The sequence below is a fragment of the Aequorivita soesokkakensis genome (assembly GCF_001641085.1).
GTDB lineage: Bacteria > Bacteroidota > Bacteroidia > Flavobacteriales > Flavobacteriaceae > Aequorivita > Aequorivita soesokkakensis.
Window position 1 is genome coordinate 12,953 of record NZ_LXIE01000051.1, and the last position, 13,465, is coordinate 26,417.

Here is a 13,465-nt window from a genome sequence, read left to right on the forward strand (position 1 = left end):
ATAAGGGGTTTAGCCTTTTTTTAACTTGTGGAAATAATACATTTTTCATAAAACTACCCTAAATCTGCCCGCCCCTTTATTCTATTTGTCGTACCTTCGCGCCCGAAATAAGACCTACTTATGAAAACTAATTTGTCTGTAGCTATTCAAGCTGCTTTGGATGCAGGAAAGGAAATCCTTAAAATTTACGATACAGATTTCAGCGTAGAGACAAAAGGCGATGATTCTCCTTTAACTCAAGCTGATAAAAATGCAAATGATGTAATAAACGTTTTTTTAAAACCAACTAATATCCCCATTATTAGTGAAGAAAACCGTCAACTTGATTTTTCGGAAAGAAAGGATTGGAACCAATGCTGGATCGTAGATCCGCTGGATGGCACTAAGGAATTCATAAAAAGAAATGGTGAATTTACCGTAAACATTGCACTGGTTGAAAATGGCAACCCAGTGCTTGGCGTAATTTACGTGCCTGTTTCGAAAGAACTATTTTTTACTTCGGAAGACGGAAAGACCTCTAAAAAAATCACGCTTACATCAGGAACACTTTCAATAGAGGAAATTTTAGAAAAAGCTTCAATAATTAAGCCTTCAAATGTTGTTCCCCCAATAAAGATTGTGGGCAGTCGTTCCCATTTAAATGAGGATACGGAAAAATTTATAGCTGAAATAGAAAAGGAGAATAAAGTGGAAATTGTTTCAAAAGGAAGTTCTCTAAAATTCTGTTTGGTTGCCGAAGGTTTGGCGCACATATATCCACGCTATGCCCCAACTATGGAATGGGATACTGCGGCTGGACACGCCATTTGTAAAGCGGCTGGTGTTAATGTGATTGACCAATATACAGGAAAACCGATGCAATACAACAAGCCAAACTTATTGAATAACTATTTTGTAGTAAAAGCCTAATGCAAGACCAATCCCGAAAAAGGCATATTGCCAAAGCCATTACGTGGCGCATCGTTGGTACTATTGATACCATTGTGCTTTCGTGGATTATCACCGGCAACCCTTTAACAGGGTTAAAGATTGGTTTGGCTGAAGTGGTTTCCAAAATGGTTTTATATTATATACACGAACGTGTTTGGTTCAAGATCAATCTTTCCAAAAAAGGAATTGTTCGCGAAAGCAGAAAGCGTCATATTGCCAAAACCTTTACCTGGCGTGGGGTTGGAACGTTGGACACCATGTTGCTTTCTTGGTTGGTTACCGGAAATCCATTAACTGGACTCAAGATTGGTCTTTCAGAACTTTTAACGAAAATGATTTTATATTATCTTCACGAAAGAGTTTGGTACAGAACTAATTACGGATTAAAAAATAGAGTAAAATAATATGGAAGAAAATGTAGTTCCACATAATTTCAGCATCACCCAAGCAGAGAGAAGTGCTTTAAAAAACCATGGCGCGTTTCTTATTTGGTTTACGGGGCTTTCGGGCTCTGGAAAATCTACCATTGCGAACGTGTTGGAAAAGGAACTTATCTCACAAAACATACATACCTATCTTTTGGATGGAGACAACGTAAGGAAAGGCTTGAACAACAATCTGTCCTTTTCACCAGAAGATAGATCTGAAAACATTCGAAGAATTGCTGAAGTGTCCAATTTAATGGTGGATGCAGGCTTGGTAGTGCTCGCTTCGTTCGTTTCGCCTTACAGAGAGGATCGCGAAAATGTGAAACGCATAGTTGGATATGATAATTTTGTTGAAATTTTCGTGAATACACCCATTGAAGAGTGTGAGCGCAGAGACGTAAAGGGATTATATGAAAAGGCGAGAGCTGGCGAAATAAAAAATTTTACAGGTGTTAATGCTCCATACGAAGCACCCATGGCGCCAGATATTGAAATTGACACCACTATGGTTTCTGTGGATGCAGCAGTTGCTATTATTTTAAAAACGATAAAGAAAAAATTGAAAGGAAATGAGTAAGTATTATCTTAATTATTTGGACGAATTGGAAAGCGAAGCCATCTATATCCTTCGGGAAGTATGGGCGCAGTTTCAAAACCCTGTGATTTTATTTTCAGGAGGAAAAGATTCAATTCTTGTAACGCATTTGGCGAAGAAAGCATTTTATCCTTCTAAAATTCCTTTTCCACTAATGCATGTGGATACAGGGCATAATTTCCCGGAAACCATTCAATTTCGTGATGATTTAATAAAGGAATTGGGAGCCCAATTAATTGTAGGTTCAGTACAGGAATCTATTGATGCTGGAAGAGTTGCGGAAGAAAAAGGGAAGAATGCTACAAGAAATGCACTTCAAATTACAACTTTGCTTGATGCAATAGAAACCAATAAAGTGGACTGCGCCATTGGCGGTGGAAGACGTGACGAGGAAAAGGCACGAGCTAAGGAACGTTTCTTTTCACACCGTGACGATTTTGGCCAATGGGATCCAAAGAACCAACGCCCTGAACTTTGGAATTTACTTAACGGAAAACATTTTGAAGGCGAGCATTTCCGTGCTTTTCCAATTAGTAATTGGACCGAAATGGATGTTTGGAATTATATAAAAAGAGAAGATATAAAAATTCCTTCCTTGTATTTGGCACACCAACGCGAAGTAGTTTGGCGAAGCAATTCGTGGATACCGATTTCCGAATATTTGAAATTGGAAGAAGGCGAAGAAATTCAAACAAAGAAAATACGTTTCAGGACTTTGGGAGATATCACTATTACGGGCGGAATAGAATCTGATGCGGACACTTTGGAAAAAATTGTAGCAGAGGTTGCTGCAATGAAACAAACGGAGCGTGGTAACAGAAGCGACGATAAGCGTAGTGAAACCGCTATGGAAGATAGAAAAAGACAAGGATATTTTTAATAGAAAAGAGTTATGGAAATTGACAAGAATCAGTTATTAAGATTTACAACCGCAGGAAGTGTGGACGATGGAAAAAGCACACTAATTGGAAGGTTACTGTATGATAGCAAAGCAATATTTGAAGACCAACTTGAAGCTGTAGAAAATACAAGTAAGAAGAAAGGCCACGAAGGTGTGGATCTCGCACTTTTCACAGATGGTTTGAAGGACGAAAGAGAACAGGGGATAACTATCGATGTTGCATATAGATATTTTACAACCCCAAAACGGAAATTTATTATAGCCGATACTCCGGGCCATATTCAGTACACTCGAAATATGGTTACAGGTGCTTCTACTGCAAATGCAGCTTTGATTTTGATAGATGCGCGTCACGGTGTAATTGAACAAACGAAGAGGCATGCTTTTATTGCTTCATTATTGCAAATTCCGCATATTATTGTTTGTATCAATAAGATGGATTTGGTGGATTATTCCGAAGAGATTTATGAAAACATCATCCATCAATTTGAGGAGTTTTCTTCAAAACTATATGTAAAAGACATTCAGTTTCTTCCAATAAGCGCATTGGATGGCGATAATGTGGTGAACCGTTCCACGAATATGGATTGGTATCAAGGTGCACCATTATTGCACACTTTGGAAACGATGCACATCAGTAGCGACATCAATAAAATAGATGCCCGTTTTCCAGTGCAAACAGTGTTGCGCCCACAGCGCGAAGGTTTTATAGATTATAGAGGCTATGCTGGCCGTGTGGCTAGTGGGATTTTTAGACCTGGTGATGACGTAGTTGTTATGCCTTCTGGTTTTACTTCAAAAATAAAAGACATTGACAGTATGGATGGGAGTTTGGAAGAAGCTTTTGCACCAATGTCTGTTTCAATTACGTTAGAAGATGATATAGACATTAGCCGCGGCGATATGATTGTAAAGGAAAACAATATGCCCACATCTGTACAGGAGTTTGATGCAATGTTATGTTGGTTCAATAATAGTCCAGCCCGTGAACGTGCAAAATATACTATTATGCACACATCAAATGAGCAAAAGGCAATGATTAAGGAAGTGGTTTATAAAATAGACATCAATACCTATGCTCGTGAAGAAAATAACAAAGAGTTAAAAATGAACGATATTGCTCGAATCACCATCCGTACAACAAGACCGTTGATGGTAGATGAATATCGTGACAATAGAATTACAGGTAGTTTTGTATTGATAGATGATGCTACCCATGAAACTGTTGCAGCGGGAATGATTGTTTAAAAGCTCTATCTACTTGAGATAAAAATATTTGAGCATTTTTCTTTAGAAAAAATTGCCATACTTTTAGAGTGCTTCATAAAGGACTGTAATAATGTCAATACCGAAATATAATTTTATTTTTTTATTACATGTCTCTAGATCTGGAAGCACTTATTTATCTCGCCTATTAGCAGAAAATTGTGGTAATCTGGCTGTTATTTCTGAAACCAATTATTTCAGGATATTAATTGCCCATCAAAAAATTTACAAGGAATATCAGCCTAATAAACTGGCAAATCTCATACTTGAAGACCCAAAATTTAAAGCCTTTAAATTTTCATACGCAGAAGTATTGAAACAACTTCAAAGGTGTGATAATCATAAACAGGCTATTTTTTCTGTAACAAAAATGATTTTGGAAAAATTGCAAATTGAAAATATAAATAATGTACTTATAAAAGATGGCGGTCTTGTGGATTTTATGCCCGAAATAGCATCGCAATTTGAAGAATTTAAAATTATTCATATAAAAAGGGATCCAAGGGCTTGTATTAATTCCATACTACATACACCAAAGGCATTTTATAAAGGCAGATCCAGCATGGGATGGGATGATATTGAGTTTTGTGTCAATCAATATCAAAAGTATATGGGTAAAATGGAGCGGATAAGTTTGTCAATCGGAAGTATTTTGACAATAGCCTATGAAGATTTGGTTAAGGACAAAAATCAAGTTGTTCAAAATGTAATAACATATTTAAAATTACAGCCTTCTACAGAAGATAAAACTAGAACAGATAATTATTTGCGCAAACAGGAATTTAGAATACATAGAAATATATATAGATCTTCCCAAATAGAAAGAACAGATGCCTGGCAAAAGGAACTTAAGAAATGGGAAATTATATATATTGAATCAAGGCTAAAATCTTTGATACCAAATCCTTCTATACTTCATAAAAAATCAAATTTATTGGTTTCTATGTTTTTAGCAAAAAAAAATCATTTAATGGGAATGATTAACCTAAATATCTATAGAATAAGAAGATACTTACTAAAAGGAAATCTGAATATGTTTTTTTTAAAGGTTAGATTAAAGGCAAATAGGTAATTTATAATTTTATTTAATAATGATTTTATTCGAAAAAGGAAAATACAAATTATCGCGGATGCTTTTGAATTTTAAAAGTATTAGTGACCATACAGGTATCTATATTGGCAAAGGTTCAAAAATTGCAAATAATACTTTTATCAATGACGGTACCCGGATAAACGGAAAAATAGTTATTAAGGGAAAGGGGTATACCAAAATTGGAAAATATTGTGCTATTGGCGATGGTATTAAAATAATTTCATCTAATCACGATTCTGGAGTAGTAAACTTGCAATATGCTCTGCAAAAAAAAATACTTAAAAATACCGCGATTTCATCAAAAAGAGATGTTACTATCGGCCATAACGTTTGGATTGGAGATAACGTGATTATTCTAGCTGGAGTCAGTATAGGAAATGGGGCTATTATAGCCGCTGGATCTGTTGTCACAAAAAATATTCCCGAATATTCAGTGTTTGGTGGCGTACCTGCAAAATTTATAAAAACTCGATTTGATAATGAAAAAATTGATGAGATAGAAACATCAAAATGGTGGGATTGGTCACTTGATAAAATGCAAGAAAATCGATCTTTTTTTGAATAATTGCAATTAAAACAGATAAGATTGAGATTTAAAAATATTATAAATAGCCAAAACATAAAAGTTTCTGCTGTAGGCAATTTGATGATCAAATTTCTATCCGCATTCTTTACCCTGCTTACGGGAATACTTATGGCAAGTGCTATGAATATTGAAGGTTATGGTTATTATGTTTTGGCATTCACCACAGTAACTTTATTGTCAATCCCATTAACTATGGGGTTGCCAAATTTAATAATTAGATATTTTTCTATTTATGACTCTAATGATCAAAAACAGGAGATGAAAGGAATGGTCATAAGAGCAAACCAAATAATTTTTTTTATTTTTTTAATAATTTTAATACTTGGATATATAACATATTTAGTATGGTGGAAATCTTATAATATTGAATTTGTAAATGCTTTATGGTTTGGATTTATTCTTTTACTTTTTATGGGTCTTAGTGCCATCAGGGCAGCTATGCTAACGGGTTTAAAATATGTTGTTTTGGGACAAATACCAGATACAATTTTAAAAAATACGCTTCTATGCTTAGGTGTTTTTCTGTATTATATAAGTAATAATGAGCTAAGCCCAGCAAAAGCAATGATTATACATGCAATTGCAGCAGGAATTTCCTTTGTAATTGGGCATTATTTTCTACATTTAAAATTACTCGGTAAAATTAAAGGCATAAAGCCTATTTACCATAACAAAAAATGGTTTAGGGAAGCTATCCCTTTTTCACTTAATAGTGGAGTACAAGTCATAAGATCAAAATCTGTTAATTATGTTTTGGCCATTTTTGGCAGTGTGGAAGGAGTCGCAATATATGATATTGCTCTTCGCGGCGCAGGATTGGTTTCGTTCACATTAACGGCTATTAATACGGCCATTGCTCCATATATTTCAAGTGCTTTTGAAAAACAGGATTTGAAAAACCTGCAAAATATAATAACCAAGACTAGTAGAATAATTTTTGTAAGTGCCATACCCGTAACTCTAATATTTATTTTGGGCGGAAAATCATTGATTGCCTTGATGTTTGGAAGTTCATTTAAAGATGCATATATACCATTAATTATAATGTGTGTTGGGCAACTTGTTAGCTCCATTATGGGCTCTGTTGGATTGGTATTATCAATGAGTGGAAATCAAAAATTCTTTACACGCAATAATTTATATATCACATTAACGAACATTATTCTTAGTATACCTTTTATAATCTATTTTGATGTAATTGGCGCCGCGTTGATAACAGCTATCTTATTAATTATTCAAAACATAACATTGTTTATATATCTCAGAAATAAATTAAAAATAAACACAACAATCTTTAGATAGATAAAAATATGAAAACCCCAAATCTATTCATATTGGGAGCCCCCAAATGTGGCACTACATCTATGGCAGAATGGTTGGCAGACCATCCCAAAGTTTTTATGTCAAAACTTAAGGAGCCACATTATTTTAACAAAGACCACAAACATAACTCCGTGGTGAATTATGACCACTACCTTTCTCTTTTTAATAGCGCTACAGATATACAAACTATTGTGGGTGAAGCATCGGTTTGGTATTTATATTCTGAAGTGGCAGTTAAGAATATTATTAAAAATTTGGGCAATAACTTAAAGTTTATAGTCATGCTACGTAATCCTGTTCAAATGGCATATTCACTGCATGAACAACAGGTGTTTAATTTAAACGAGCCAGAAACTGATTTTAAAAAAGCTTGGAATTTACAAGAGGAGAGAAGGAGAAATAAAAAATTGGCAACTACAACTCGGGATGCAAAACTTTTACTATATGGGGAAACTTGTAAGTTGGGAAATCAAGTTGAACGACTTTTGAATATAGTTGAGAGTAAAAAAATTAAATTCATATTATTGGACGATTTAAAAGAAGATGCGCTGAAAATATATAAAGAGACACTTGACTTTCTTGATGTTGAATATGATGGTAGAACAAATTTTGTAGCTGTAAATGCTGGAAAGGTCAGAAAATCAAAATCATTGGCATTTATGGTGAAAGCTTTGGGTTTATTGAAGCAAAAATTAAAAATAACAAAAGGATTTGGAATTTTAAACAAAACAAATCAGACTAATATTAAAGATTTTAAAAGAAAACCACTGAACCCAGAGTTTAGGAGCGAACTTGTTAATTTTTTTGATGATGATATAAAAAAGTTGGAAAATCTAATAAAAAGAGATTTATCCAATTGGCGAAAGTAATTATGACGGAAAATAAAAAATTACTATTAACGATAATCCCAAGCCTTCACGGAGGTGGCGCTGAAAAATTTACGGCAGATATAAGTCATGGCCTGTCCCAAAAATTTGATCATCATCTAATTACATATAATAAAAAGGAAAACTACTCTTATAAGGGCCAATTAACACATTTATACACACCCGAATCAGAAAATATTTTAAAAAAAATAATTAGGCAATTTCAAATACAAAAAGCTATACGTTCATTTAAAAGGAAATTAAATCCACAAGCAAGTGTTAGCCATATGCTCATGGCTAACCTGCACAATATTCTTTCCAAGGGGAATGATTATACCATTTGCGTACTTCATGGTGAATGGAGTGTAACGAGTGGAAATAAAACTTTAGATTTTTTTGTTGGCAAAATTTATAAAAAAGCAGATCTAATTGTTTCGGTATCACACCACATAAAAAAAATGTTTGATAAAAAATATGGATTTAATCTTCCACATTTTGTAATCCATAACGCAATTGACGTAGCTGCTGTAAAATTGGCCGCGCAGGAAAAAGCGCCATTTAATTTGCCAGAAAAATATATTGTTTACGTAGCTGGTTTTCGGCCAGTGAAAAATCATTTGCTGCTGTTAAAGCAATTGGAAAACTACCTTAAAAATAATGATGTTCATTTAGTATTAGTGGGGGATGGGGAATTACGTCCCGAGATTGAAACAACAATAGAAAGCTTATATTTAAAGAATAAAGTTCACTTATTGGGAAACATAACAAACCCGCACCCCGTTGTTAAAAGGGCATTACTATCCTTACTTGTTTCTTCCTCAGAATCCTTTAGTTTAGTTTTGGTGGAAGCAATGGCATTGGGTGTTCCTGTTATAGCAACTGATTGTGGTGGGCCAAGGGAAATTTTAATGGAAAATAAGATGAATGAAGCAAGCTTACCACTTAAAACATCTTACGGCACATTAATAGAAACTCCGGAAAAATGGTCTGAAAATTCATTAATAGCTGAAATTTCTGAGATAGTCTCCAACGAAGCGTTACGAAGTGAATTCTCAAAAAATGGAATTGAAAGGGCTAGCCATTTTGATATTTCTAAAGCAGTGGAATTGTATGTTGAATTAATTGAAACCCATCAGTTGAGTAATGGAGAATAGAAAGGCAAATCTTTTTGTTGTAGGAGCTATGAAGGCTGGAACCACATCGTTTATCGAAATGCTTGCCCAGCATCCCGAAATTTATGTGAGCCCCATTAAGGAGCCACATTATTTTGTTGAAAAACTTCCCCAAAAAATATATGAACCATCCCGCTTTTTCGATTTGGAAGCCTATTTCGAAAAAGATTTTCCACAACCATTACATATCACTAACGTTTCAAAAGAAACCCACTATGAAAAGTTATTTTCCTTATCGAACGATAATCATAAATATTTAGCGGAAGCAAGCACAGGTTATCTTAACAACAGTGGAACTGCAAAAAAAATATTCGATTATAATCCCGAAGCCAAAATAATTATATTGTTGAGAGACCCCTTGAAAAGGGCTTTTTCACACTATAAAATGGATTTTGGACTGGGGAGAACTTCCAAAAGTTTTCAAACAGAAATTAGCAATAATTTAAATGAGTATAAAAATGGTAATTTAGATAATTGGAGCTATTTGGCGATGAGTTTGTATGCCAATGACATTAAAGAGTATGTTGATGCATTTTGCAAAAATGTTTTGATTTTGAATTTTGAAAATCTAGAAAATAATTTGGAAAACCTTTTTGGATTTCTTGAATTGGGAAAAATAGAAGTTGAAAGAGCACATACTAATCCATCATCAGATATCAGATTCCAAAAAGTTTTGTATGTTTTTAAACAGATTGGGGTAAAGGATTATTTTTCTTATTTAGTTCCTAAAAAATTGAGACATAAAATTTTCAATATTCTTAAAAAGAAAAAATCGCAATCCATGGATTTGGAACTAGAAACGAAAAAATCTTTGGAAGCTATTTTTTTGGAAGATTCCAAAAACTATAAAAATCTAATTAAATGATTATTCTGGATATTGTTTTTTGTGTTATTGCCCTAATGGTTGGCTATAAGTTTAAAGACTTTTACGGCATCTTTAATCAATATGATAAAAAAGTGCTGAATCAACTTTTTGCTTATCATTTGGTTATTACAATTACATTTTTCTATTATTTATCAGAAGAAGGTGGTGATGCTTTAGGATTTTGGTTTGTAAACTACAGCAAAAATTATACGTTGGATTACATTCTTGAAATCATGAGCTTTCGGCAAGCTTCTGGTTTTATAATGTTGTTAAATTATTTTCCTGCAAAAGTTTTAGGTCTTTCATTTTTTACCGGTACGCTTTTATACGCTGTTCTTGGGTATATTGGGTTTATTTATTTTTATTTAATCATTAAAGAAAATATACCTTCCTATCTTGATTTACGTAAATGCAAAATATTTGCAATACCAATATTTCCAATTCTTTTATTTCTCCCCAATTTACATTTTTGGTCTTCGGGAATCGGGAAGGACACCATTCTCTTTTTCTGTATTGCCTTGTTTATCTATTCTATTTCAAACATAAAAAAAAGATTTTTTGGGATATTAATAGCATTGGTTTTTTCTCTTATAATTCGCCCACATATCACCTTGTTTTTATTGGTTTCTTTTGGAATAGCATTAACGTTTAGTAGTAAGATAAAATCATATCAGAAAATCATACTCTTTTTAATTTTTTCAATTGGGTTTATATCCGTTGTAGGTTATGTGTTACAGTTTTTAAAATTGGAAAGTTTTGATGCAGATAGCATACAGAGTTATTCCACAAAAAAGATAAGTGTATTGGGTAAAGCGCGAACAGAATCTTCAATAGATGTTAGTAGTTATCCCTTGCCATTAAAAGTATTTACATTTTTATATAGACCCTTATTTTTTGATGCCCCGGGAATTTTGGGTATTTTATCTTCCTTTGAAAATTTAGCATTATTGCTTTTTTCATTTAAAGTATTAATAAGTAAACCTTTCGCCGCTTTTCGGAATTCAAGATTTCAACTTATGGGATTGCCCATATTCTTTTTTATAGGCTCATTGGCCTTTTCATTAATATTGGGAAACCTGGGAATTATGCTACGTCAAAAAACGCCCTTTATAATGGCTTTGATAATATTTGGATATTGGGTAATTCTTCGGAATGAAATGAAGAAGAGAAATGTTATTTTATGAAAGTACTCCAAATAATAAACTCGTTGAATACTGGAGGCGCTGAAAAAATTCTTTGCGACACAATACCTCTCTACCGAAAAAAAGGAATAGAAATGGATCTTCTACTTTTGAACGGAACCAAATATCCACTTCTCGAAGAACTTGAAATTAAAAGCGATTGTAAGATATTTTCATTGGGGGAAGGTAGCCCATACAATCCTTTTTTAATTTTTAAAATAATTCCCTTTTTAAAAAAATATGATGTAGTCCATGTGCATCTTTTTCCAGCATTATATTGGGTTGCATTTGCAAAGCTACTTTCAAATTCGAAAACAAAAATTGTTTTTACGGAACATAACACCACCAATAATAGGCGCAGCAATACATTTTTAAAATTTTCCGATAAAATCGTCTATCGGCAATACGATACTTTAATTACAATTTCTGAAATCGTAGATTCGAATCTAAAAAATTATTTACCCACTAAAAATTTTTCATTTAAACTTATAAAAAACGGTGTAGATCTATTGAAAATATTTAACGCAAAAGCATTGACCAAAAGTTCATTTGAACAAAATGAAGACAAGAAAATATTGCTTCAAGTATCAAGTTTTACGGCACAAAAGGATCAAAAAACCCTGATACGTTCATTAGTTTATTTACCCGAAAATACAGAACTATGGTTAGTGGGTGACGGCCCTTTAAAAAAAGATTGTGAAAAAGAAGTGGATTCATTATTATTAAAAAACCGAGTTAAATTCCTCGGCATTCGGATGGATGTTCCTGCCTTGTTAAAAACTGCTGATGTTGTTGTTCTTTCCTCAAAACACGAGGGGTTATCATTAGCTAGCATTGAAGGCATGGCATCTGGTAAGCCTTTTATAGCTTCAGACGTTCCCGGGCTTACAGATGTAGTTAAAGGAGCGGGTATTCTTTTCTCCCAAGGCAATGAAAGAATGTTAGCCGAAAAGATTTTAGAATTGCTCAATAACCCATCACTTTATAGCAGTATTTCTGAGGCTTGTGTAGAGCGCTCCAAAGAATTTAATATAGAAATTATGGTCAATAAGCATATTGATTTATACAAATCCATACTCTAAAAAATGCAAAAACCTAAACTTATCCGTATCACTACAGTACCGATGTCCCTTGAAAAATTACTTGAAGGACAGTTGGGCTTTATGGCTTCAAATTATGAAGTTGTTGCAATTTCTGCCGATAAGGAAAGGTTGGAAAAGTTTGGAAAAGAAGAAGGTATTCGGATTTTTCATTTAGAGCTTACCCGAAAAATCACTCCTTTAAAAGACTTTGCTGCCGTTTTTAAATTATACCAATTTCTTAGGAAGGAAAAGCCTTCCATTGTGCATACCCATACACCAAAAGCTGGGATTGTTGGGATGATGGCAGCTAGGCTAGCTAATGTGCCCAATAGATTGCATACCGTTGCGGGACTTCCGCTTATGGAAGCGTCAGGTTTAAAAAGGAAAATTCTCAATTTTGTGGAAAAGCTTACATATCGTTTTGCAACAAAGGTTTATCCAAATTCAAAAGGATTGTATGATTTTATAATTTCAGAGAAATTTACATCCCAAAAAAAGTTATCTATAATAGGGCAGGGAAGTAGTAACGGTATTGACACTGCAGATTTTGATCCTTCGCTTTTCACTGAAGAAATTAGAACATCATTTAGAAAAAAACTTGGTATTCCTCAAAATCAATTCGTATTTATATTTGTGGGTCGATTGGTAAAAGATAAGGGGATAAATGAATTGGTTGCCGCTTTTTTGAATCTTGCAAATTCCAACCCGAACATCTCCCTTTTATTAGTAGGGCCTTTTGAGAGTAATCTTGACCCACTTTTACCTGAAACCCTCTCCCAAATTGAAAATCACCAAGGAATCTATTCCGTAGGTTATCAAAATGATGTGCGTTCCTATTTTTCTATTTCTGATGCCTTGGTATTTCCTAGTTACCGCGAGGGTTTTCCAAACGTAGTTATGCAAGCGGGCGCAATGGGTTTGCCAGCAATAGTTACCAATATTAATGGCTGTAACGAGATTATTGAAAACGAGATTAATGGCTTGATTATTTCTCCCAAAAATGTGAAAGAATTGGAAACTGCAATGAATTTAATTTCAACCGATACTTATTTGTACAAGAATTTAAAAGCGGTTGCGAGGCAAAAAATAGTTTCGCGTTTTAGCAGATTGGAAATATGGCAAGCCCTTTTGAAAGAATATCAAACACTTTAAAACTATTGCATCTCTTTCCTTTTAC

At 33.8% G+C, this 13,465-nt stretch carries 14 protein-coding genes; all 14 read left to right on the forward strand.

The features are described 5' to 3' along the window. Nucleotides 1-120 precede the first annotated feature (120 nt). The 14 genes from cysQ to A7A78_RS14755 all read left to right on the forward strand — a co-directional run bounded on the left by cysQ (nucleotide 121) and on the right by A7A78_RS14755 (nucleotide 13,440). A complete protein-coding gene (cysQ, locus tag A7A78_RS14690) occupies nucleotides 121-909 on the forward strand; it encodes a 3'(2'),5'-bisphosphate nucleotidase CysQ (RefSeq protein WP_068763230.1) in 789 nt (262 codons plus the stop codon). Then, nucleotides 909-1,334 (forward strand): DUF2061 domain-containing protein, encoded by a 426-nt coding sequence (locus tag A7A78_RS14695; RefSeq protein ID WP_068763231.1) that lies wholly within the window; start codon nucleotides 909-911, stop codon nucleotides 1,332-1,334. Before cysQ ends, A7A78_RS14695 begins: the two co-directional genes overlap by 1 nt. Nucleotide 1,335: 1 nt before the next feature. Beyond that, nucleotides 1,336-1,935, forward strand: a complete 600-nt coding sequence (cysC, locus tag A7A78_RS14700) for an adenylyl-sulfate kinase (RefSeq protein ID WP_068763232.1) — start codon at nucleotides 1,336-1,338, stop codon at nucleotides 1,933-1,935. Beyond that, nucleotides 1,928-2,833: a sulfate adenylyltransferase subunit CysD gene (gene cysD / locus A7A78_RS14705; protein WP_068763233.1), complete on the forward strand. Its 906-nt coding sequence runs from the start codon at nucleotides 1,928-1,930 to the stop codon at nucleotides 2,831-2,833. Before cysC ends, cysD begins: the two co-directional genes overlap by 8 nt. A gap of 12 nt (nucleotides 2,834-2,845) precedes the next feature. Further along, nucleotides 2,846-4,102 carry a sulfate adenylyltransferase subunit 1 gene (locus tag A7A78_RS14710; protein ID WP_068763234.1) on the forward strand — a complete coding sequence of 419 codons (1,257 nt, stop codon included), beginning with the start codon at nucleotides 2,846-2,848 and terminating at the stop codon, nucleotides 4,100-4,102. A 91-nt stretch (nucleotides 4,103-4,193) separates the two neighbouring features. After that, nucleotides 4,194-5,192: a sulfotransferase gene (locus tag A7A78_RS14715; protein ID WP_068763235.1), complete on the forward strand. Its 999-nt coding sequence runs from the start codon at nucleotides 4,194-4,196 to the stop codon at nucleotides 5,190-5,192. 19 nt (nucleotides 5,193-5,211) lie between these two features. Further along, a complete protein-coding gene (locus tag A7A78_RS14720; protein ID WP_068763236.1) occupies nucleotides 5,212-5,778 on the forward strand; it encodes a CatB-related O-acetyltransferase in 567 nt (188 codons plus the stop codon). A 21-nt stretch (nucleotides 5,779-5,799) separates the two neighbouring features. Beyond that, complete coding sequence (locus A7A78_RS14725) at nucleotides 5,800-7,101, forward strand: oligosaccharide flippase family protein (protein ID WP_131811160.1); 1,302 nt, start codon at nucleotides 5,800-5,802, stop codon at nucleotides 7,099-7,101. Nucleotides 7,102-7,109: 8 nt separating this feature from the next. Further along, nucleotides 7,110-7,991, forward strand: a complete 882-nt coding sequence (locus A7A78_RS14730; RefSeq protein ID WP_068763238.1) for a sulfotransferase domain-containing protein — start codon at nucleotides 7,110-7,112, stop codon at nucleotides 7,989-7,991. Beyond that, nucleotides 7,979-9,142 (forward strand): glycosyltransferase, encoded by a 1,164-nt coding sequence (locus tag A7A78_RS14735; protein ID WP_131811161.1) that lies wholly within the window; start codon nucleotides 7,979-7,981, stop codon nucleotides 9,140-9,142. Before A7A78_RS14730 ends, A7A78_RS14735 begins: the two co-directional genes overlap by 13 nt. Next, nucleotides 9,132-10,025 (forward strand): sulfotransferase family protein, encoded by an 894-nt coding sequence (locus tag A7A78_RS14740; protein ID WP_068763240.1) that lies wholly within the window; start codon nucleotides 9,132-9,134, stop codon nucleotides 10,023-10,025. Before A7A78_RS14735 ends, A7A78_RS14740 begins: the two co-directional genes overlap by 11 nt. Further along, entirely contained in the window at nucleotides 10,022-11,209 is a 1,188-nt protein-coding gene (locus A7A78_RS14745) for a hypothetical protein (RefSeq protein WP_068763241.1), read from the forward strand. The genes A7A78_RS14740 and A7A78_RS14745 overlap by 4 nt, the downstream gene beginning before the upstream one ends. Then, nucleotides 11,206-12,288, forward strand: a complete 1,083-nt coding sequence (locus tag A7A78_RS14750) for a glycosyltransferase (protein WP_068763242.1) — start codon at nucleotides 11,206-11,208, stop codon at nucleotides 12,286-12,288. Before A7A78_RS14745 ends, A7A78_RS14750 begins: the two co-directional genes overlap by 4 nt. Before the next feature lie 3 nt (nucleotides 12,289-12,291). Then, on the forward strand, nucleotides 12,292-13,440 hold the full coding sequence (locus A7A78_RS14755) for a glycosyltransferase family 4 protein (protein ID WP_068763243.1): 1,149 nt from the start codon (nucleotides 12,292-12,294) through the stop codon (nucleotides 13,438-13,440). The last annotated feature ends 25 nt before the right edge of the window (nucleotides 13,441-13,465 follow it).

Excerpts from the sequence above, each read along its gene's own strand:
- cysQ (WP_068763230.1), top strand. The coding sequence starts at position 121 with ATGAAAACTAATTTGTCTGTAGCTATTCAAGCTGCTTTGGATGCAGGA.
- A7A78_RS14695 (WP_068763231.1), top strand. The coding sequence starts at position 909 with ATGCAAGACCAATCCCGAAAAAGGCATATTGCCAAAGCCATTACGTGG.
- cysC (WP_068763232.1), top strand. The coding sequence starts at position 1,336 with ATGGAAGAAAATGTAGTTCCACATAATTTCAGCATCACCCAAGCAGAG.
- cysD (WP_068763233.1), top strand. The coding sequence starts at position 1,928 with ATGAGTAAGTATTATCTTAATTATTTGGACGAATTGGAAAGCGAAGCC.
- A7A78_RS14710 (WP_068763234.1), top strand. The coding sequence starts at position 2,846 with ATGGAAATTGACAAGAATCAGTTATTAAGATTTACAACCGCAGGAAGT.
- A7A78_RS14715 (WP_068763235.1), top strand. The coding sequence starts at position 4,194 with ATGTCAATACCGAAATATAATTTTATTTTTTTATTACATGTCTCTAGA.
- A7A78_RS14720 (WP_068763236.1), top strand. The coding sequence starts at position 5,212 with ATGATTTTATTCGAAAAAGGAAAATACAAATTATCGCGGATGCTTTTG.
- A7A78_RS14730 (WP_068763238.1), top strand. The coding sequence starts at position 7,110 with ATGAAAACCCCAAATCTATTCATATTGGGAGCCCCCAAATGTGGCACT.
- A7A78_RS14740 (WP_068763240.1), top strand. The coding sequence starts at position 9,132 with ATGGAGAATAGAAAGGCAAATCTTTTTGTTGTAGGAGCTATGAAGGCT.
- A7A78_RS14745 (WP_068763241.1), top strand. The coding sequence starts at position 10,022 with ATGATTATTCTGGATATTGTTTTTTGTGTTATTGCCCTAATGGTTGGC.
- A7A78_RS14750 (WP_068763242.1), top strand. The coding sequence starts at position 11,206 with ATGAAAGTACTCCAAATAATAAACTCGTTGAATACTGGAGGCGCTGAA.
- A7A78_RS14755 (WP_068763243.1), top strand. The coding sequence starts at position 12,292 with ATGCAAAAACCTAAACTTATCCGTATCACTACAGTACCGATGTCCCTT.